Genomic DNA, 22,288 nt, shown 5'->3' on the forward strand with positions numbered 1-22,288 from the left:
AATTTTAAAAAATTGAAAAATTACCCTTTAAGTGGTAATATAAACTTAAAGGTACTTCCTTTTCTAAATTCGCTTTCGGCCCAAATTTCGCCTTGATGTTTTTTTATAAATTCACTGCAAAGTAATAGTCCTAAACCATTTCCGGTTTCGTTTTCGGTTCCTTTTTGAATCACTTTTCCGTTAATTTTAAACAACTTCTCTTTTATCTTATCAGGAATTCCAATGCCGTTGTCTGTAATGGATACCTCAACTTTTTGATTTATTACCTGCATTGTAACTTTAATTTCTCCCTGCTGATCTGTAAATTTAATTGCGTTGGTCAGTAAGTTTCTCAAAACGGTATCAATCATGTATTTATCCAGCTCAACTTCGATAATTTCAGTGGGTTCAAAACTTAGATCTATGTTTTTATTTAAGGCGCTATTTTTATTGAGTGCTATATTTTCTTCAATCAATTGATTTAATACTACTTTTTGCGGATTATATTCGATCATTCCGGTTTGCACCCTTGACCAGTCTAATAAATTCTCCAGCAGTTTATAAATATTTTTGTTCGATTCGTGAAGCATTCCTGTAATTTCCTTAATCTCTTCACGGCTGTAGGTATCAATTTCTTGAGCCAATATTTCTGATAAGGTAACTGATGATCCCAACGGACCTTTAAGGTCATGGGCGATGATAGAAAAGAATAAATTTTTATCGTTTAAAAGTTTCTTGATTTTAAGGTCTTGCTTTTCCTTTACCAGCAATAAAAATCCTACTGTGCCAATAAGAGTGAGCAAAAACAAACTTATGCTATACAAACTGTCGAAAATACTGGGTCTGAAAAAATATTTTTGCGGATCGACATAACTATAAACGGCTCGCAGAAAAATTAAAATTTCAAATAAAACGTAGCATAGTAAATAAAATATTCGGAAAAAATTAGTTCCTTTTTCTCTATAGTAACCTATTGTTGGCGGTAAATAAATAGCAAATATTCCTATAGACATAATGAAAATACGGGTATCAATAGTACTCTCGAATAATGTCGCTAGGTTAAAAACTACAATTGTGGTAATAGTAAGGCCTTTTTGTAAATCATAATGTCTTTTGCACTTTGTTTTAAGCAAAGACATTATCGCTATAGTTTCGCAGCAAACCCCGAATAAAATAATAGAATTAGCGATATTAATCGAAATAAAATCCGGAATGATATTTCTTAAAAAAATTAGTATCCAGCCTATCGTCAGTAATATTTTACCATTACCAAAGGTTTTTAGTTTTTTTCTATTCTCAACCGTAGCATACGAAAACGAATAACTAAAAATAAGAATGCAAATAAACAAGTTTCCCCAAAAATAAAGTATAAAAATCGTTTTTGGATCTAGCGGCAAAAATTTGAGCATTATAGACTTTAATGTTTAAAAACTGATGGCAAATATACAAGTTCATGATGTAATCCCCTATTATACTAAGCGCATTGGTTAAGAATGACTATTTCGGCTACAAGTTATTTCAAAAAAAATCTGTTTTTATTTAAAATAGACTAAATTCAGCTTATGAAAATATGTGCAATTCCTGTTCTAAAAAACTTTCCATTTTATAGTCGGCTAAACTTAAGTTAACATCCTGATTTCCGTTTGTAAATGCAACCACCTTCATACCGGCTTTTTTTGCAGCCATCATTCCCGAATAAGAATCTTCGATAACAATACAATTTTCAGGATCTATTCCTAATTCTTTAGATGTCATTAAATATATAGCAGGATCAGGTTTGCCAAACTCAACAAATTCAGCGGAGAATATACTATCAAAATATTGAGCAATACCTGTTTTTTCTAAAACTACTGGTATTATTTTATAAGGCGAATTAGTGGCTAAACCAATTTTAAAACCATTTGATTTGAGTTTTTTAATAAAGAATTCAATGCCTTTTATTTCACCCCCAGCCTGCTCTATCAGCTCCATTACTCTTGTGATCACCATTTCTTCCACCTCTTCAAGCGTTTTGCTATCCCATGGATATTTTTCGTACCAAAACCTGGTTACTTCTATAGTGGTCATTGTTTTGGTTACATTAGTAAATTCTGCACTTAAGGCTACGCCAAGTGATGAAAAAACCTCAAATTCGGCTTTTTGCCAAAACGGTTCCGAATCAATAATTACACCGTCCATGTCAAAAATAACTGCTTTCATAAAGTATCGGAATTCAAGTTTACTATAACCGTGGTTAAACTGCAAAAATAAATCTTTTAGTTTTAGAATATAAACTTTAAAAACTAAAAATGATTTTCTTCAACATTCATAAATAGCATCAAAGTGCCTAAATATCGACATTCAATAAAAATTTACTGAAAGCTTACATTATTCATGGTTTGTAGTGAAGTATAGTGTGGTAAATCTTCCGAAAGTATTCAAAGCCTATTTTCGTTAAAAAAATAATCTCATTAACTTACATTAGAATCTTTACAAATTTGAAATACTATGAGATAGTCATGAAACGAATATAAGCTTACTCTTGCTGTATTTATACATTAAATAAGAATTTACACAAAAAACACTGTCTTCCTTATAGTTATGTTATTTATTTTTGTAATTTTATTCGTTCAAATACGCGAAACCACCCTTTCTACGAGCCTAAAAACATGTTTTATCAGTACATTTTTCCATAAAAAGCTACTTTTTTTATCGAAAAATCAATCCGCGAATTCAGAATTTATACATCAAAATTTATCTGACATAAAAAGGACATTTCATGACATGAAAAAGCCGTTTTATAACATCTTTTTCTGGTGATAGGTAATAGATATATAATTTTAAAATCAAATTAAGGAAACAGTGTTTATTAGCATACAATATTATTGAGGTATAAAAACAAAATGCAAAATCTTCGAAAGGTTTTACTTTTTGAAAGTTTCTGGTTCAAAATCTGAATTATAATATAATCACTCTACAAAAACAGGTAAAAATACCTGTATATGAGACATTTATAAAAAGTAAATTAGCGTTCTATTAAAATACGATAGCGTTCTGTTTTATAAAAAAATAGTCGTAATCTAAAACTAAATCTAATCATTAACTATTTAAATCAATATAATTATGGAAGGAACAATTGGAGAAATACGTCTAATGGCTGGAAGTTATGCACCTGTCAATTGGGCATTTTGTAATGGTCAGATACTTGCAGTACAAAGCAACACTCCATTATTTGCTATTATAGGTACCACATATGGCGGAAATGGCTCCACTACATTTGCATTGCCCAATTTGGGCGGTCGTACAGTTATTGGAAGTGGTCAGGGAGTAGGTTTATCAGATTATGATTTAGGTCAGATATCCGGAACAAATGCGATAACACTAACAAGTTTAGAACTCCCTTCACACACACATGTCTCTTTGGCTTCGATTTCAATTCCTGCTTATTCAGATTCAGGTGATCTTGATACGCCCGCTGGAAACACTCTTGCCGCTAAACCCAATATGTACAGTTCAGCACCAGGTGAAGATGATATGAAACCTACTGCATTCGGTGTAACTGTTGGGCCAATTGGCTCGGGGCAGCCAATCACTATAACTCAACCCACATTGGGCATGAATTACATGATCTGTTTAGTTGGAAATTTTCCTCCCCGCTCATAAACGAACAAACTCAAAAACTATAATTTAAATCTAAAAATATATTAATTATGGAAGGAAATTTAGGAGAAATCCGATTATTTGCCGGAAACTTCCCACCAGCAAATTGGGCTTATTGCGATGGATCTTCACAAAGTATTGCTAACTATGACGCTCTTTTTGTCATAATAGGCACCACATATGGCGGAGATGGTGTATCAACATTTAATCTTCCTGATCTTCGTGGCCGAGTTCCAGTTGGTGTTGGTCAGGGCATAGGCCTGCCTAATGTTGTACTGGGTCAGATAGGCGGAACAGAAACAACTACTATGACCATAAATCAAATGCCCACACATAGTCATATTGGAACCGGGTCAGTTGCAATAGCTACCGTTAATGCACCAGGAAATACAGGATCACCAACAGGAAATGTTTTAGCCGGTTTAACAAAAGCTTATACCGCAATACCAGGCGACGATACGCTAAAAACCGCTGCGGCAACGGTTACTCTTACAAATACAGGCAACACTACTCCTTTCAGTATTATACAACCTTATCTTTCTACAAATTACATTATTTGTATGCAGGGTATTTTTCCAACTAGAAACTAACTAAAAACAATAATTATGGAAGGAATAATCTCAGAAATTCGATTATTTGCTGGAAATTTTGCACCTAAATTTTGGGCAATTTGTGCGGGCCAAACACTTAATATTAACACTAACCAGGCATTATTCAGTCTTTTAGGGACTACATACGGAGGTAACGGAATTCAAACCTTTCAATTGCCTGATTTTAGAGGACGAATTGCTGCAGGAACAGGTCCTGCGCAAGGAATTACTCAATTTCCATTAGGTGCCAAAACTGGTACAAATACTGTAACGGCAACTCTTTCAAATCTGCCATTGCATACACATGCAGCTCAGGGTTCATTGACATTAAAGGCGTTTGCAGATACAGGAGATACAGGGTCTGCATCAGATGCCAGTCTGGCCTCTTTACCCAATCTTTATTCTACAGCTACACCAGATAGTGCTTTAAAGCCAGTAACAGCTGTAATAACAATAGGACAAACAGGAAATAACCAGCCCATGTCAATTCAACAGCCTTATTTGGGCCTGAATTATATAATATGCCTTCAGGGGCTTTTCCCTTCAAGAAACTAACATAAATTACCCATTAGAGTTTCTAATGGGTTGTTTTGTTTTTTAAAATTATCTATTCAATTGCTTATGAAAATAGCTTTACTCATGCCCCGATCTGTGATTTACCCTTCGATGTCTTTTGACATAATGGATGGATTTAAATCTGCCCTGAAAAAAACAAGCCACGACGAAAAACATGAAATTGTAACTGCCAGTATAGGAGTTGGCGGTAATAATAAGGAAATTTATACTTGTTCTGAACAATTACTCTTAAATGGTACAGATATTATAATTGCTTACATAAACCCTGTTACTGCTGAATTTATACAACCGCTTTTTGAAAGTTCGGGTAAATTATTGATTGTATTAGACAGCGGTTACCACTTTCAAAATTTTGAAAAAAAATTATCTAACGTTTATTTCATTTCATTAGAAGGTAATTTATGCTCACGGGCTATTGTTCGTAAAGCTATCGAAGAAGGTCAAAATAATTTTGTTTTTACCTGTTCTTTTTATGATGCAGGATACCGCCCTCCCTACACGTATTCGACTGCTGCAGAAGACAAAGGAGCCACTATTAGTTATAACCACATTACTCCTTTGAAACGTTCAGAATTAAACTTAAGTCCATTAGATCAATATATTGAACAGCATAAGGATGTCTCCATATTTACCTCATTTTGCGGAGACATGGCAGAAGATTTCTTTAGAGAATCATCAAAATTAAAAAATATTGCTTCTTCAAAAACATACGGAAGTGGCTTTACAGCCGAAGAATTATGGCTCAATAAAATACCATATCCAGGATACAACTGGAGCTGTGCAGTTGCATGGTCTTCAGTTACTGACAATAAGGAAAATGAAGATTTTATAGCTACAATGAAAAATATTAAAGAACAGAAAGCGAATCTCTTTTCTCTTTTAGGATGGGAAGCTGCTTTGTTTATTACAAATTCAGATGGCCAGTCATTAGATAATATTGCTATTGACTCCCCGAGAGGAAAAGTATACATGAATCCAAACACTGGATTTTCCGAAGCACCACTGTATTACGCTACTGTAACCAAAAATGAAGAAACAGGCAATTGCCTCTTAGAAAATATAACTGAAGTTTCGGGCTTGGAGGAAGAACGTGAACGCTTACAATATCATATCCTGGCTGTTCAAGATATACCTTCAAATTCCTGGATTAATTCTTATGCCTGTCTGGAATCATGAGTACTATTAGAGACATAGCGATTTTATGTAATAACAGAATGGCTTTTCCGGCTATACAAACTTTACATAGCCTTGGAAGGCTACATTCTATTGGAGTACCTGTAGAAAATGAAGATGTAAAAGCCTTTTGTGCTGTTTTTGCTTCAGATGCAGGAATTAATTTAATAATAATTGAAAAATCGAAACTAAAATTTCAGCTTCAGGAAATCACGGCAATTAAGGATCTGAAATTCATTTTTACAATGACTTTTCCATGGAAAGTCCCTGAAGAACTGATCAGACAACATCCTAATTTGTTTTATAATTTCCACTATGGTCTGTTGCCGGAAATGCGTGGAGCAGATCCTGTTTTTCAATCGATCAAAAAACAAAAAAATGAAACTGGAATTTCTGTTCACGCTATAGAAAAAGAAATTGATAAGGGAAAAATAATCTTGCGAAAAACGCTTCCGCTGCATACAGATTTTACACATGGAATGTTATGCACTCATTTATCGTACCTCGCTTCTTATATTTTGCCAGAAGTATTAACGCTTCTGCATCGTAATGATGAAGGTATGCATCAGGATGAAACAGTAGCGGAATACTATAAAAAACCCACTATTGCTGATGTCAGCATTCAATGGGAACATCAGGATTCAAAATCAATTCAGGCTTTAGTAAATGCATGTAATCCCTGGAATAAAGGAGCTTACACGCATTGGAATGGTTTAAATGTACGAATAGTAGAAGTCTCACAAACGGATACACTGCGCGCAGATCAGCATGCTCCCGGAACTATTTTAGAAATAAATGAAAACAAGGGATTAATCATACAATGTTATAATAATACCCAATTGCGTATCAATACAGTTTATACGGATGAAGGATTTATGAGTGGGCATAAATTGCTCGCTTTTGGTATCAAAAACGGTGAACAATTTGCCACTTTATAATTTAACTATCTTAATTATGGAACATTTTTACTCTCAAATCAAAAAATTTTTAAATATCGCCTTGTTTTTGGGGATATTTTTACAAAGCTACATTGTGAATTCTCAGACTCTGGCAAACGGTGACCTTATTTTTACCGGCTACGATTCAAATTTCTCACAAACCGATGGTGGTGATGTATTTTCGTTTGTACTTCTTACCCCTATACCTGCAGGTACTGTAATTAATTTTACAGACAGAGGCTATTTTGAAACCTTAACCTGGCAAGTTGTAAGTGGTACCGAAGGATCCATTTCATGGACTAGTGGAACTGCTATTGCGGCAGGAACAGAGGTCATGATAAAAGGTATGACTGCTTCGACTTATAACGTGGCTACTGGTGCTACAACAACAAATGGTACCGTAGTTATTACCGAAGGAACTATGACAAATGGACTAAATTTATCTTTTACGGGAGATCAGGTTATCGCTTTTCAAGGCGGTGCAGGCTCTGTTACTGGAAGCGGAGTTACCCTTATTAGTGGATTACATTATTTTCGTTGTGCTACTGCACCGGGAACCTCTCAGGCAACCTGGGATCCTGATGCCTGTGCCAACGGAACAAATGGCTCTATCAGGCCTCCGGCTCTAATTGCAGGTACAAGTGCATTTTATACAGGAGGTTCTACTCCTAGCGCTGCAAAGTTTAATCTAAGCAGTACTGATCCTATTACTACTATAGCACAAATTAGAACCGCAGTCATGAATCCGTCAAACTGGACACTTTCTGCTATTTCACTTGCCATGCCATCAGCTGCTCCTTTTTTAGGAACACCACCAGCAATTACTGGTAATCCGCCTAACAGAACGCTTTGTATTGGCGGTACCACTACTTTTCCAATTACCGCAACGAATGCCAGTGGTTATCAATGGCAGGAAAATACAGGAAGTGGTTTTGCAAACCTTTCTAATACAGCACCTTATTCTGGCGTAACTTCAGCAACTTTAACCATAACAGGAGTAACGGCAGCGATGAGCGGTTACACCTATAGATGTATTGCAAGCGGAACTGGCACAGCCACCTCTAATCCGGCAACATTAACTGTCCCTAGTACAACTGTTATTACAACTGCACAAAGCAATGTTACCTGTAATGGCGGAAACAATGGTTCAGCCACTGTATCAGCTTCAGGAAGTTTTCCACCCTATACGTATTTATGGTCCTCTTCGGCGGGTACAGCAGCAACCGCAACAAATCTTACTGCAGGAACTTATACAGTTACGGCTACAGATAATATTGGATGTCCTACACCATATACTGTAACAATAACAGAGCCTACGTTAGCAGCTTCATCGCCATCAATAACGACCCAACCTGCTTCTTATTCAGCTTGTACAGGATCAACTGCTTCATTTACAGTTGCTGCAACAAATACTGCAACTTATCAATGGCAGGTAGACAATGGCTCCGGATATGCTAATATTACCAATGGAGGTGCTAGTCCTAATTACTCCGGATCTAATACTGCAAACCTTAGCATAAGTTCTATTACTTCTGGAATGAATGGTTATTCTTACCGAGTTGTACTTACAAGTTCATGCTCCAATACAATTGCATCGAATGGTTTGGCGCAATTAAATGTAACTTCGCTACCAGTAGCTACAGCAATACCTGCTTCTGCATCAATTTGTAGCGGAACTTCTCCAAATATTGCTTTAACATCAGCACCAGGTGGTGCTACATTCTCCTGGACAGTTGTTACAACAAGTGGTACAGTTACTGGTGCTTCTGCTAGTTCGGGGACTTCTATCAATCAGACTCTTACTGGCAATGGTATTGTTACTTATACCGTAACACCTAGTCTTAATAGTTGTTCTGGTACACCGATTACCGTAGTCATTACAGTTAATCCTCTTCCCTCTATAGCAGCACAACCTTCAGCTTCTACCATATGTGCAGGAGCCAATACAACTTTTTCTGTAACTGCTACTAATGCCACTGGCTATCAATGGCAGGTAGATCAGGGTGCTGGTTTTTCTAATATTTCAAATGGAGCACCTTATTCAGGAGCCACTACAGCTACACTTACTATAACAGGAGCCACTACTGGACTTAATGGATATGTTTACAGAGCTGTCGCTACAGGTACATGTATACCAAATGCAGTTTCAAACGCTGCCGCACTTACTATTAATTCTGCACCGGGTATTACAACACAACCTTCTGCCAGTACAATCTGTGTAGGAGCGAATGCTACCTTTTCTGTTACAGCTTCTGGTGCTACCGGATATCAATGGCAAGTAGATCAGGGTGCTGGTTTTTCTAATATTGCAAATGGGGCTCCTTACTCTGGAGCAACTACTGCAACACTTACTATAACAGGAGCAACTGTTGGATTAAATGGTTATGTTTACAGAGTTGTCGCTACAGGGGCATGTACACCTGATGCCGTTTCAAACACTGCAGCTCTTACCATAAATTCTGCACCCGCCATTACCACACAACCTAGTAATAGTATTACCTGTTTAGGTACAAATGCTACTTTTACCGTTGCTGCTTCCAATGCTACCGGATATCAATGGCAGGTAAATCAAGGTGCTGGTTTCTTTAATATTCCAAATATTGCTCCTTATTCCGGAGCAACTACAGCAACACTTACCATAACAGGTGTTACTGCCGATATGGATGGATATGTATACCGGGTTGTAACGACAGGCTTATGTACACCTGCAGCTACATCTTCAGCAAGAACATTAACAATACCTATTATTATTGCAGGCGCATCACAAACTAATATTGCCTGTAATGGTGTTGCAACTGGTATTGCAACTGTTAGCCCAACCGGAGGAACAGCTCCTTATACCTTTCTATGGTCTAACAATGCGATTACTTCTTCTATAAGCGGCCTTACAGCAGGAACTTATAGTGTAACGATTAAAGATGCTAACCAATGCGAAAAAATACAAAATTTCACAATAACTGAACCACCTGTATTAGTGGCGTCTCAAGGAGCAATAAACAATGTAAGCTGTAACGGAGGTTCTAACGGAACTGCTACGGTAAATGTTACGGGAGGAACAGGCATAGGCAGTTACACTTATTCATGGGCTCCAACAGGAGGTTCTGCCGCTACAGCATCAGGACTTGCAGCTGGAACTTATACAGTAACCGTAACAGATGCTAATTCATGTCAAAAAACTTTACCTTTTACTATTACTGAACCTGCAGCCTTAGCTGTAACATCTTCGCAAGTTGATATATTATGTAACGGATCTGCAACTGGATCTGCAACTCTAAATGCAACCGGAGGAACAGGAACAGGCACTTATACTTATTCATGGGCTCCGTCAGGAGGAACAGCTGCTACTGCTACTGGCTTAACTGCTGGTACTTATACAGTAACAATCACAGACGCTAACAGCTGCTCAACTACAAAATCAATTACAATAACAGAACCTTTAACTCCATTAACTGCCTCTCAAGGAACAACTGTTAATGTAAATTGTTATGGACAAACTACCGGATCAGCTACCGTAAATGTAACCGGCGGGACCGGTTCTTACTCTTACTCTTGGGCACCTTCTGGTGGTACAGGAGCTACAGCGTCAGGCTTATCCGCTGGAAATTATACTGTAACCATTTTCGATGATAATGGGTGTATGACATCTCAAAACTTTAACATCAGCCAGCCTGGAGCAGCACTTTCAGCAAGTACATCTTCAACAGGAGTTAGTTGTTATAACGGATCAAATGGTACTGCAAGCGTAACGGTATCTGGAGGAACTCCTAATTATACTTATTCATGGGCACCTTCTGGAGGTACTGCCGATACAGCAACAGGGCTTACTGCCGGAAATTATACCTGTACAATTACTGATTCAAAAGGATGTATATTGATTCAACCTGTCACTGTTAGTGGTCCTTCTGCATTATCCAGTACGATTGCAAAAGTAGACGTTTCCTGTAATGGAGGAACTAATGGATCAGCTACCGTAACAGCTTCTGGAGGAACTGGTGCATATACCTATTCATGGGCACCAACAGGTGGAAATGCCGCAACAGCATCGGGGCTTCCTCAGGGAACTTATACCGTAACTGTTACTGATGCAAATAGTTGTTTTATAACTCAAAGCGTTACCATAGATCAGCCTGCATCTTTAACCGTTATCCCATCACAAACTGATGTTTTATGTAATGGTGGAGCTACCGCAACAGCAACTGTAACAACTAGCGGAGGAACTTTACCTTATACTTATGCGTGGTCACCGGCTGGCGGAACTGATGCAACTGCAACAGGGCTTAGCGTTGGAAACTATGCTTGTATGATTACTGATGCAAACGGGTGTACTTTTACACAATTTTTCGCAATTTCCGAACCTCCAACTCTTACTTCATCAATAACAAAAATAGATGCAACTTGCTTAATAGGCGGTCAATCAACTGTAAGTGTTAATGGCGGTACGCTCCCATATTCTTATTCATGGTCTCCATCAGGTGGAAACGCAGCAACTGCAACAGGTCTTAGCGCAGGAAATTATACAGTCATTGTTACTGATGGAAACGGATGTACCACTACCCAAAATACAGTTATTGGTACAACTAACACACTTGTTGCTACTACATCTCAAACTGATGTTTTATGTAATGGTGCAAATACAGGTTCAGCTTCGGTAGTTCCATCAGGAGCACCGGGTCCATTTAGTTATGTTTGGGCACCCTCTGGCGGAAATAGCGATACTGCAAGCAACCTTACAGCTGGTAACTATTCAGTAACAATAACTTCTGCAAATGGTTGTTCTATTGTAAAAAACTTTACAATTACTGAGCCTTCTGCTTTAACAGTTACTCCATCACAAATCGATCTGTTATGTAATGGTGGAACTACAGGACAAGCATCTGTAAGCGTAACAGGAGGAACTGGTGCATATACTTATGCATGGTCTCCATCAGGTGGAAATGCTGCAACTGCAACAGGACTTACTGCCGGAACTTATATGGTAACAATTACGGATGGTAACTTATGTCAAACCACACAATCGTTTACAATTACAGAACCTAATGCTCTTACTGCTACAATTGCTCCAACAAATGTGAGCTGTAACGGAGGAACTAATGGATCTGCAACTGTAACAGTTTCTGGAGGAACTGGTGCATATACTTATGCATGGGCACCTACCGGAGGTACTGCCGATACAGCAACAGGACTTAGCGCAGGAACTTATACTGTAACAATTACTGATGCTAATAGCTGTACTACAACTCAAAGTGTTACTCTAACTGAACCAGCTGTTTTAGTCGCTTCTGTGGGAAGTCAAAGTGATATTACCTGCAACGGTCTTAACAATGGATCTGCAACAGTAAATGTAACTGGCGGAACTGGAACTTATACCTACGCTTGGTCTCCATCAGGTGGAACTGCTGATACAGCAACTGGACTTAGCCCGGGAACTTATACTGTAACAGTAACAGATGCAAACAGTTGTACTGTAAATCAAAGTTTTACAATTATAGAACCAGCTGTTTTAACTTCTTCTATTACTGGTCAAACTTATATTTTATGCAATGGAGGAACTACAGGATCTGCGACTGTAACAGCAATTGGCGGAACTGGAGCTTATACTTATTCATGGTCTCCATCAGGTGGAACTGCTGATACAGCAACAGGACTTAGTGCCGGAACTTATACCGTAACTGTTACTGATGCTAAGAGCTGTACAACAACTCAAAGTGTTACGATAACTGAACCTAATGCTCTTACCGCTACAATAGTTCCAACAAACGTGAGCTGTAACGGAGGAACTACAGGAGCTGCAACCGTAACTGCAACTGGAGGAACTGGTGCATATACTTATGCATGGTCACCTTCTGGAGGAACTGCAGCAACGGCAACAGAACTTACTGCGGGAACTTATATCGTAACGGTTACAGATGCCAATAGCTGTACTACAACTCAAAGCGTTACTCTAACAGAACCAGCTGCTTTAGTAGCTTCTGTGGGAGGTCAAAATAATGTTACCTGCAACGGTCTTAACAATGGATCTGCAACCGTAATAGCAACTGGCGGAACCGGAACTTATACCTACGCTTGGTCACCATCAGGTGGAACGGCTGATACTGCAACAGGACTTAGCCCGGGTGTTTACACAGTAATCGTAACAGATGCAAACAATTGTACTGCAACTCAATCTTTCACAATTACAGAACCAGCTGTTTTAACTGCTACCATTACAGGTCAAACTGATGTTACTTGTAATGGTCAGGCAAATGGATCCGCAACGGTAACAGCAACTGGCGGAACAGGTTTATATACTTATGCATGGTCTCCATCAGGTGGAACGGCTGATACTGCAACAGGACTTAGTGGCGGAACTTACACCGTAACCATTACTGATGTTAATAATTGTGCAACAACTCAAAGTGTTACTATAACTGAGCCTAATGCTCTTACTGCTACAATAGCCCCAACAAACGTGAGCTGTAACGGAGGAACTACAGGAGCTGCAACAGTAACTGCAACTGGAGGAACTGGAACTTATACTTACGCTTGGGCACCTTCTGGAGGAACTGCTGCAACGGCAACACAACTTACTGCGGGAACTTATGTCGTAACGGTTACAGATGCTAATAGCTGTACTACAACTCAAAGTGTTACTATAACTCAACCAGCTGCTTTAATTGCTTCTGTGGGAGGTCAAAGTGATGTTACCTGCAACGGTCTTAACAATGGATCTGCAAACGTAATAGCAACTGGCGGAACCGGAACTTATACCTACGCTTGGTCTCCATCAGGTGGAACGGCTGATACAGCAACAGGACTTAGCCCAGGTGTTTACACAGTAACCGTAACAGATACAAACAATTGTACTGCAAATCAAAGTTTTATAATTACACAACCTGCTGTTTTAACTGCTTCTATTACTGGTCAAACTGATGTTACTTGTAATGGTCAGGCAAATGGATCTGCAACTGTAACAGCAACTGGAGGAACCGGAACCTATACTTATCTATGGTCTCCATCAGGAGGAAATGCTGCAACTGCAACAGGACTTAGTGGCGGAACTTATACCGTAACCGTTACTGATGCTAATAGCTGTACTACAACTCAAAGTGTTACGATAACTGAGCCTAATGCTCTTAGTGCTACAATAGCTCCAACAAATGTGAGTTGTAACGGTGGAACTACAGGAGCTGCAACCGTAACCGCAACTGGAGGATCTGGTACCTATACATATTCATGGTCACCTTCTGGAGGAACTGCTGCAACGGCAACAGGACTTACTGCGGGAACTTATACAGTAACTGTTACTGATGCTAATAGCTGTACTACAACTCAAAGCGTTACTGTAACTGAACCAAGCTTAATCGTTGCTTCTATTACAACCAAAACAGATGTTACTTGTAATGGTGCAAGTAATGGATCTGCAACGGTAACTGCAACTGGAGGAACTGGCGCATATACTTATGTATGGGCTCCATCAGGTGGAAACGCAGCAACGGCAACAGGACTTAATATTGGAATTTACACCGTAACAGTAACTGATGTTAATGGATGTAGTGCAACACAAAACGTTACAATCAGTGAGCCATCTGCCTTAACTGCAACAACTACACAAACAGATGTAACTTGTATGGGAGCAACTGATGGATCTGCAAGTGTAACTGCAACCGGAGGAACTGGTACATATACTTATGCATGGTCTCCATCAGGTGGAAACGCTGCAACTGCAACTGGTCTTATCGCAGGAAATTACACTGTAACAATTACCGATGCAAACGGATGTTCAGTGACAAAATCACTAAGCATAATAACAATTCCTGATGTAACAGCGCCAGTGCCTAATTTAGCAACATTGCCAACTATCACTGCTAGCTGTTCAATTACAGCGGCTCAAATTCCTGTTCCAACAGCAACTGACAACTGTGCAGGAATTATAAATGCTACCACAACTAGTCCTTTAAGCTACACAGCTGTGGGAACTTATACCATCACATGGACTTATGATGACGGACATGGAAATACTTCATCTCAAAATCAAACGATTAATGTAACAGCTTCATCTTTAGATCAGGTAACTTTTAGCAATGCTGAATATACTTTTGATGGAAATCTTCATAGCCTGCAAGTTGAAAATCTTCCTGCCGGAGCTTCTGTAGCGTATACTATTACACCAACGGCAAGTACACAAAATGGTGCAATAAATGCTGGTATTTATACTGTTACTGCAATAGTTTCACCTTCAGCAAGTACGCCAAATTGTTTACCAATTACACTTACTGCGCAACTTACTATCAATAAAGCGCCTCAACAAATTACTTTTGATGCAATTCCTGCAAAAATTCTTGGAGCAAATAATAACTTCAACTTAGAAGCAACTTCTAGTTCAGGTTTGCCAATTCGTTACTCTTTTACATATACTTCTGCCCTGCCACCTGCAAATGTTTCGGCAATTGGGTTAGTTAATTTGTTAAGATCTGGCGATTTAGTAATTGTAGCACATCAGGATGGTAATGAAAACTATTTACCTGCTGCGAATGTGGAACAAGTTCTTGTTATTAAAAACAATGATATAACGATTCCAAAAATTACGCTTGGAAGTAAAGTATACCAAAATCCCGCTAAGGAAATTAAATATTTGATGGAATGTGGTGAAAACAATCCAAATGTTGCCTTCTCAAATGAAACCGGAGCAACATTCACACCTTCTGCCAATTTTACTATTACAACTCCTAAACCGGGAATTTATACGCAAAATGTTACTGTTACTTCACAAGACGGAACAGCAACGGCTATGTATGCTTTAACTATAGAAAAGCCATTTGGTTTCTATGATATTGTTCATCAAAAATTCAACAATGTATTGCTAATCAATAACAATCCTCAAACCAATGGAGGTTATGAATTTGTTTCGTACCAATGGTTTAAAAATGGGCAATTGGTAGGAACAGGTCAATATTATTCAGCGGGAGATGATTTAGCGAATTCATTAGATACTTCTGCCGACTATAGTGTAAAAATGACCACCAAAGACGGAAAAACACTTCAGACTTGTAGTGCCAAAATTACGACTCAAAAATCGTTGGTGGCCAGACTTTATCCTAACCCAATTCAAACAGGACAAGTGATTACGGTCGAAGCAGATTTCCCTGCAGAAGAATTAGAAAACATGCAAATTAGCCTGTATTCTGTTTCGGGTCAATTGATAAAAACATTGAAATCATCTACGGTAAGAACTGAAGTTCAGTTACCTGATGCTGAGAGTAATATGTATGTTGTAGTTATTGAAACTGCCAATATCAAGAAAACGCTAAAAGTAATTGTAAATAAATAAAACCTGTCAGTGCTATTTTCGAATAGCACTGGCATTAAAAAAAAATAAGATGAAAAAATATATACGAAACTATATAACATCAATATCCATCGTTACAGTAGTTTTAGGATCTTGCCTAAACAGTTACGGTCAGGATAGAAAGCAGGAATTATCAATAGCTGTGGGAGGACCGTTTTCATTTCTAAAATCTAATAATGGCGGAGAGCTAGTACCCGGAAACGGAATAAATGCAGGAATTCGATATTCTTATTACTTAAATGAAGGTTTAAGTATTGGTATTGGTGCCGAATATCAAACTTACAGTTCTGATGTGAAATATGGATTTTATGGCGGACAATATAACGCTGTTGATGCTGAAAATGAAGCTTTTCAATTTCGATACAAAGCAACAAATTTAAGAGAGCAACAAAAATTAGGATACGTTAATATTCCAATTAATATTCAGTTTGAAACTCCCGGCGCTACAAAATTATATCTTGCAGCAGGAGCTAAAATAGGTTTTGCTACCACCGGAAGTTACGAAAGTACTTTCCAGAACCTTACTACAAGCGGCTATTATCCGCAATATAATGTAGAGCTGTTCAGCCCGGCATTTGCCGGGTTTAAGAATGTAAACAACTTAAAAACAAGTAAACAGGATCTGGATACAAAGGTGTCTTATTCTGCTACATTCGAAACTGGTTTGAAACAAAAAATTGGGGATCACAGCGCTATCTACATCGGACTTTATTTAGACTACGGATTAAATAATATCTATGATAATAAAGGAAGCAAAAATCTGGTACAATACCATCCGGAATTACCTGTGCAGCTGCAATACAACAGCGTACTTGATACTTCTATTTCAAATGATATCAGATTGGTTTCTTATGGGCTTAAACTAAGATATGCTATTCGATAAATCAAAATTTGATCAGTGAGATAAGCTCATCAGTAGTAATAAAAAAAATCCATTCGTTGCGGCGAATGGATTTTTTTTATTCAATTTTAACTGCTTTAATCTCGATCTTATTATACTGGGCAATAGATTTTGGTTCATGCCAATATTCTATAATCGTCTTGATAACCTGCTTGAATTTATCATAGTCAAAAGGCTTCACAAAATAACTATGAGTAGGCAAAGAATAAGGATCGATTACAAAACTCTGCTCAAATAATGTGGTAAAAAACAAGTACGGACAATTGAATATCGTCCCTACTCCATTATTATCCGGATTCGTTTCCATTACTTTATAATTCATAACATTCAATAGTACAATATCAGAAAACACCAAAAAAGGTTTAATCTGATGGCGAAGCATATAATTACAAGCCGTTTCGGCAGTATTAAAATATAGAATTGGGTTCGCGTAGTTGAGTTCACTAAAAACCTCAATAAATAATTTACGGTCTTCCTGTTTATTTTCTATTACAACTATAGGTCCTTTTTTATTCATAACAATAAGTTTAAATTCTGGTTTGCACGTGCGCTACTTCATGCAGTTTATTCTATTCAAATATTTTAAAAATTGAGCGAAAATTACTTACAAAATCTTCATTTCTCCTTATATAATTTTCATTTACCGCAATATGGTTAAGGATTTCTTTTGCTAAAAGCTAAAATGCTGTTAATTATATAATTACTGTTTCAAATTTTATAAGTAAATACCACTACTTCATAACTAATTTTGAGTTACACATTTAGAATCAGGAAAATACATTTTGATTATCTAATAATTTAATATCAAATAGCTATGAATACTTCAAACCATAAAACAAGACAAACTCATGGAAGTTACATCAAGGACGATCGCATTTTGCAGCCACAGCAAGATGAGACTCGCTTAGAATCTGATACCACACAAAATGATATCTATGCTTCAAGTTACAATAGCAACGAAAGTTATGTTGATGAATATCAGAAACGAATGGATGAAGAAGGAGATTATCATGACGATCAAATTTTAAATGAAGAGGAAGATCCGGATGATTTAGATGATAATTTCGAAGATGCACTGGACAGAGAAAATGAAGACGACGATTATTTTGAAGAAGATGATCTCGACGAAGAGCTTGACGAAAGTGATTTAGATGATGATCTTATAGAAGATTATGACGAAAATGATCGTGAGCCGGACAGTTTCACTACCGAAAAATTAAAACAGGACGAACTCGATCAGGAATACGATATCGATCAGGATCTTGAAGAAAAAGATCCCGTAAACAAACCCAGAGAGTTTTAATAAAAGCTTTACTCAGATAAACCATTCTCTCGTGAATGGTTTATTTTATTTCTCATAAATCAAATCAGCTTATCATGGATATCTATACTTTTTTTCAATTAGTAATTGTTACAATCGCAGCCACAACGGCCATGACTTTATTCAGTTATATTGTATCAGCAAGTTTTCGGGAATTGTACAAAGAACCCGTTTTATTAACTTTTATGTTAAGCAAACTCAAACTCGAATTATCCAATAAGGTAAAAGAAACATTAGCCTGGTTATTGCATTATTTTATAGGTTTTCTTTTTGTCCTGGCCTATTATTTTTTATGGGTAAACGACATTTTACCTATTTCTTTTCTAACGGCCTTTTTACTGGGTTTTGTTAGCGGAATCATTGGCATTATTGGCTGGATGATTATGTTTAAAATGAGTGATCATCAACCTAAAATCGATTTTAAAGGCTATTATTTTCAGTTGCTTCTCGCCCATATCATTTTCGGTCTTGTTGCAACAGGTATTTATACTCTTTCATTAACTGTTTTAATCTTAACAAACGCTCATGTCACTGTCTAAATACAATCAAAAAAGAGATTTTAAACAAACTCAGGAACCAAAAGGTAAAGTCGAAAAATCGGCAAGCCAATTGATTTTTGTGGTACAAAAACATGCCGCTTCGCATTTGCATTACGACTTTAGATTAGAAATGGATGGTGTGCTGAAAAGCTGGGCGATTCCTAAAGGTCCGTCTATGAATCCTGATGATAAACGTTTGGCAATGATGGTCGAAGATCATCCGTACAGTTATAAAGATTTTGAAGGCACAATTCCCGCAGGAAATTACGGTGCCGGAAATGTTATTGTTTGGGATAATGGTACTTATACGCCAGATGAACCAACGCCAAACCCTGAAAAAACCTTATTGGCAGATCTTAAAAAAGGTCATTTAAGTTTTGTTTTAAAAGGAAAAAAACTAAAAGGAGAATTCTCATTAATCAAACTAAAAGGCAAACAGGAAAATGCCTGGTTACTCATAAAAAAACACGATCCTCATGCTACAGAAAGTGATATCTTAAATAAAAATAAATCGGTTATATCTGAAAGGACTCTGGAAGAATTAGAAAAAAAATCCAAAAAAATGGATGAGAAAGCAAATGAAAAAAAAGCTTCAAGAAAAAATCATTCCTCAACTGAAACGCCTGCCGTTTTTATCAAACCCATGTTAGCCAATACCAAAGAAAAAGCGTTTGATGACAGTAATTGGGTATTCGAAAACAAATACGATGGCTACAGGGCGATTTCTGTAATTAATCCTGCTGATATACAATTATTTAGCCGAAATGAATTATCTTTTAATGCCAATTTTAAACCTATAGCAGATGAATTACAAAAAATAGATCATATTGCAGTTTTAGACGGTGAAATTGTTGTGGAAGACGAAAACGGAAAAGCCAATTTTCAGCTACTTCAAAACTATCTGAAAACAGGTTTTGGAACTTTGAAATATTATGTTTTTGATCTTCTTAATTTAGATGGAAACCTCATCACTGATTTATCACTGCTCGAAAGAAAGGAACTGCTTAAAATTTTATTCAATAAATATGATTTTAAAAATATTTATTACTCAGAACATACCGTAGAGAAAGGGTTGAAACAATTCGATCTTTCGATAAAAAATAAAGGCGAAGGTATTGTTGCCAAAAAAGCCGATAGTACTTATATCCCCAATAAAAGAAGCAGCTACTGGCTTAAAATTAAAATTTCGAATGAAGAAGAAGCCATTATTATTGGAATTACCGAACCCAAAAAATCCAGAAAATATTTTGGAGCCATTTTACTGGGGCAATATTACGGCAAAAGGCTTCAGTTTATAGGAAAGTGCGGAACCGGTTTTACAGATTCGACCCTAAAAGAGTTGTATACAAAACTGCAGCCGCATTTTGTGAATGAATCTCCGCTTAGCGAAAAAATTGCACTAAGGGATGAAATTCAATGGGTGAAACCAAAGCTGGTCTGTCAGGTTAAATTCTCAGAATGGACAAATGACAAGCATTTAAGACATCCTGTATATCTGGGTTTAAGAATAGATAAAAAAGCATCGGAAGTTTTTGTTCCATCTAATATTAAATCAAATAATGCAATCGAAAAAGATGTAAAAGAAGATACCTTGAAAGAGAAACCAACTCCCTCAACAGAAAACGATTACGATTTAAAAATAGGAAAAACTACTTTGCATTTGACCAATCAAAACAAGATTTATTTTCCTGATGATGGTATTACCAAAGGAGAAATTGTACAGTATTATAATGAGGTAGCCGATTTAATTCTTCCCTATCTTAAAGATCGTCCGCAATCTATGAATCGTTTTCCTAACGGAATCAATGCGCCCGGATTTTATCAAAAAGATGTCGACGTAGATAAAGTTCCGTCCTGGCTCAAAACCAAAAAAATCTTTTCAGAATCGAATGAAGAATATCTCAATTACCTGATTTGTAATGATAGGGCAACTTTGCTTTATATGGCCAATTTAGGCTGCATCGAAATGAATCCGTGGAATTCTACAATCAAACACGTCGAAAATCCGGACTGGCTTGTGATTGATATTGATCCTGAAAAAGATGACTTTGCAGAAGTTGTAAAAACGGCTCTAACCGTAAAAGAAGTTCTCGATGAACTCGAAACCGATTGTTATTGCAAAACTTCAGGCGCTACCGGATTACACGTTTACATTCCGCTAGGCGCGCAATACGATTACGATTCTATTAAAATCTTTGGCGAATTACTGGCTACCGAAATTCATTCGCGTTTACCCAAAACAACCTCTTTAGAACGAAGTATCAAAAAAAGAAACCATAAAATTTATATTGATTATCTACAAAACCGACGCGGGCAAACTCTGGCATCGCCTTATTCTGTAAGGCCTAAGCCGGGAGCAACAGTTTCGACCCCATTAGAATGGAGCGAAGTAAATTCGAAACTGCATCCATCCCAATTTACTATCAAAAATGTGCTGAAACGTTTTGAGAAAAAAGGAGATTTATGGCAGCCCGTTTTAGGAAAAGGTGCTAATATTAAAAAGATATTACACAAACTGGAAAACAAAAATCCTCATTAAGAGGATTTCTTTTTTTCCAGACTTGCTTTTAGCATCGCCATCAAATCGTCGCTTTGTTTGTGAACAACTTTAAGTTTTGGTGCAGCTTGTTTTTTACCCTTCGCTTTGTTCTTTATAATTTGCATAAGCTTGGCGGTATATTCGTCTTTATAAGCGCTGATATCGAATTTCTCCGTAAGCTGATCGATCAGTTTTTCGGCCATATCCATTTCTTTCGTGGCTTTCTTAGACGCTGCGGGCAGTTTTAATTCTGATGTATCTCTTATTTCCCGTTCAAAACGAATTCGGTTTAAAAGAATCACATTTTTATATGGTTTTAAAATGGCCAGGCTTTCCTTGTTACGCAAAACAAAACTCGTTACCCCTACTTTACCTGATGCTTCAAGCGCATCTCTTAGCAAAGCATAAGCATTCATGGCGCCTTTGTCAGGCTCAAGATAATACGGCTGTTCGTAGTAAATGCTATTAATTTCTTTTTCTAACGCAAAACTCTGAATGTTGATCGTTTTTGTTTTCTCAGCATCTGCGGCTTCAAAATCAGCATCTTCAAGAATTATATATTTGTCGTCTATTTTATACCCTTTTACAATATTGGCATACGCGACTTCTTTTCCCGTATTTTCATTTACCCTCTTGAATTTGATGTTGGCATGATCTTTTTCATCCAGCATATCCATATCAATACTGCTTTCCTGCACAGCAGAAAAAATTTTAATGGGAATATTGATTAACCCAAAACTAATCGATCCTGTCCAAATTGCTCTCATA

At 37.2% G+C, this 22,288-nt stretch carries 14 protein-coding genes; 10 read left to right on the top strand and 4 right to left on the bottom strand.

The genetic code is table 11. The annotated features are described in order from the left end of the window. Positions 1 to 20 precede the first annotated feature (20 nt). Together GIY83_RS10060 and hxpB are read right to left on the bottom strand one after the other, a co-directional pair. A complete protein-coding gene (locus tag GIY83_RS10060; protein ID WP_208686736.1) occupies positions 21 to 1,388 on the bottom strand; it encodes a sensor histidine kinase KdpD in 1,368 nt (455 codons plus the stop codon). A 151-nt stretch (positions 1,389 to 1,539) separates the two neighbouring features. After that, entirely contained in the window at positions 1,540 to 2,178 is a 639-nt protein-coding gene (gene hxpB / locus GIY83_RS10065; protein WP_208686738.1) for a hexitol phosphatase HxpB, read from the bottom strand. Positions 2,179 to 3,081: 903 nt separating this feature from the next. Between hxpB and GIY83_RS10070 the strand changes: the two genes are divergently transcribed. The 7 genes from GIY83_RS10070 (at position 3,082) to GIY83_RS10100 (ending at position 17,103) form a co-directional block, all read left to right on the top strand. Continuing rightward, complete coding sequence (locus GIY83_RS10070) at positions 3,082 to 3,621, top strand: phage tail protein (RefSeq protein WP_208686740.1); 540 nt, start codon at positions 3,082 to 3,084, stop codon at positions 3,619 to 3,621. Positions 3,622 to 3,668: 47 nt separating this feature from the next. Next, complete coding sequence (locus GIY83_RS10075; protein ID WP_208686742.1) at positions 3,669 to 4,208, top strand: phage tail protein; 540 nt, start codon at positions 3,669 to 3,671, stop codon at positions 4,206 to 4,208. Positions 4,209 to 4,223: 15 nt separating this feature from the next. Then, positions 4,224 to 4,763 (top strand): phage tail protein, encoded by a 540-nt coding sequence (locus GIY83_RS10080; RefSeq protein WP_208686744.1) that lies wholly within the window; start codon positions 4,224 to 4,226, stop codon positions 4,761 to 4,763. Between the two features lie 66 nt (positions 4,764 to 4,829). Continuing rightward, on the top strand, positions 4,830 to 5,960 hold the full coding sequence (locus GIY83_RS10085; RefSeq protein WP_194614921.1) for a hypothetical protein: 1,131 nt from the start codon (positions 4,830 to 4,832) through the stop codon (positions 5,958 to 5,960). Beyond that, entirely contained in the window at positions 5,957 to 6,895 is a 939-nt protein-coding gene (locus tag GIY83_RS10090) for a formyltransferase family protein (protein ID WP_194614922.1), read from the top strand. Before GIY83_RS10085 ends, GIY83_RS10090 begins: the two co-directional genes overlap by 4 nt. Positions 6,896 to 6,911: 16 nt before the next feature. Further along, a complete protein-coding gene (locus tag GIY83_RS10095) occupies positions 6,912 to 16,202 on the top strand; it encodes a T9SS type A sorting domain-containing protein (protein WP_208686747.1) in 9,291 nt (3,096 codons plus the stop codon). A 49-nt stretch (positions 16,203 to 16,251) separates the two neighbouring features. Beyond that, positions 16,252 to 17,103: a hypothetical protein gene (locus GIY83_RS10100; RefSeq protein WP_208686749.1), complete on the top strand. Its 852-nt coding sequence runs from the start codon at positions 16,252 to 16,254 to the stop codon at positions 17,101 to 17,103. 76 nt (positions 17,104 to 17,179) lie between these two features. Here the strand turns inward: GIY83_RS10100 and GIY83_RS10105 are convergent, their stop codons facing one another. Next, the gene (locus GIY83_RS10105) at positions 17,180 to 17,638 is read right to left on the bottom strand and encodes a response regulator (RefSeq protein ID WP_194614925.1); all 459 of its coding nucleotides are present in this window, start codon (positions 17,636 to 17,638) and stop codon (positions 17,180 to 17,182) included. Positions 17,639 to 17,935: 297 nt separating this feature from the next. Between GIY83_RS10105 and GIY83_RS10110 the strand changes: the two genes are divergently transcribed. The 3 genes from GIY83_RS10110 to ligD all read left to right on the top strand — a co-directional run bounded on the left by GIY83_RS10110 (position 17,936) and on the right by ligD (position 21,520). Beyond that, complete coding sequence (locus GIY83_RS10110) at positions 17,936 to 18,424, top strand: hypothetical protein (protein WP_208686751.1); 489 nt, start codon at positions 17,936 to 17,938, stop codon at positions 18,422 to 18,424. A 74-nt stretch (positions 18,425 to 18,498) separates the two neighbouring features. After that, positions 18,499 to 18,981 carry a hypothetical protein gene (locus GIY83_RS10115; protein ID WP_208686754.1) on the top strand — a complete coding sequence of 161 codons (483 nt, stop codon included), beginning with the start codon at positions 18,499 to 18,501 and terminating at the stop codon, positions 18,979 to 18,981. Then, positions 18,968 to 21,520, top strand: coding sequence for a DNA ligase D (ligD, locus tag GIY83_RS10120; RefSeq protein WP_208686756.1), 2,553 nt, complete (start codon positions 18,968 to 18,970; stop codon positions 21,518 to 21,520). Before GIY83_RS10115 ends, ligD begins: the two co-directional genes overlap by 14 nt. Here ligD and GIY83_RS10125 read toward each other — a convergent pair. Next, on the bottom strand, positions 21,517 to 22,287 hold the full coding sequence (locus GIY83_RS10125; protein WP_208686758.1) for a Ku protein: 771 nt from the start codon (positions 22,285 to 22,287) through the stop codon (positions 21,517 to 21,519). The two genes, ligD and GIY83_RS10125, sit on opposite strands and share 4 nt — an antisense overlap. Position 22,288: the final 1 nt, after the last annotated feature.

The sequence above is a fragment of the Flavobacterium sp. SLB02 genome, from assembly GCF_009664855.1.
Lineage (GTDB): Bacteria > Bacteroidota > Bacteroidia > Flavobacteriales > Flavobacteriaceae > Flavobacterium.

Coding starts and splice junctions, on each gene's coding strand:
- GIY83_RS10060 (WP_208686736.1), bottom strand. CDS start 1,388: ATGCTCAAATTTTTGCCGCTAGATCCAAAAACGATTTTTATACTTTAT.
- hxpB (WP_208686738.1), bottom strand. CDS start 2,178: ATGAAAGCAGTTATTTTTGACATGGACGGTGTAATTATTGATTCGGAA.
- GIY83_RS10070 (WP_208686740.1), top strand. CDS start 3,082: ATGGAAGGAACAATTGGAGAAATACGTCTAATGGCTGGAAGTTATGCA.
- GIY83_RS10075 (WP_208686742.1), top strand. CDS start 3,669: ATGGAAGGAAATTTAGGAGAAATCCGATTATTTGCCGGAAACTTCCCA.
- GIY83_RS10080 (WP_208686744.1), top strand. CDS start 4,224: ATGGAAGGAATAATCTCAGAAATTCGATTATTTGCTGGAAATTTTGCA.
- GIY83_RS10085 (WP_194614921.1), top strand. CDS start 4,830: ATGAAAATAGCTTTACTCATGCCCCGATCTGTGATTTACCCTTCGATG.
- GIY83_RS10090 (WP_194614922.1), top strand. CDS start 5,957: ATGAGTACTATTAGAGACATAGCGATTTTATGTAATAACAGAATGGCT.
- GIY83_RS10095 (WP_208686747.1), top strand. CDS start 6,912: ATGGAACATTTTTACTCTCAAATCAAAAAATTTTTAAATATCGCCTTG.
- GIY83_RS10100 (WP_208686749.1), top strand. CDS start 16,252: ATGAAAAAATATATACGAAACTATATAACATCAATATCCATCGTTACA.
- GIY83_RS10105 (WP_194614925.1), bottom strand. CDS start 17,638: ATGAATAAAAAAGGACCTATAGTTGTAATAGAAAATAAACAGGAAGAC.
- GIY83_RS10110 (WP_208686751.1), top strand. CDS start 17,936: ATGAATACTTCAAACCATAAAACAAGACAAACTCATGGAAGTTACATC.
- GIY83_RS10115 (WP_208686754.1), top strand. CDS start 18,499: ATGGATATCTATACTTTTTTTCAATTAGTAATTGTTACAATCGCAGCC.
- ligD (WP_208686756.1), top strand. CDS start 18,968: ATGTCACTGTCTAAATACAATCAAAAAAGAGATTTTAAACAAACTCAG.
- GIY83_RS10125 (WP_208686758.1), bottom strand. CDS start 22,287: ATGAGAGCAATTTGGACAGGATCGATTAGTTTTGGGTTAATCAATATT.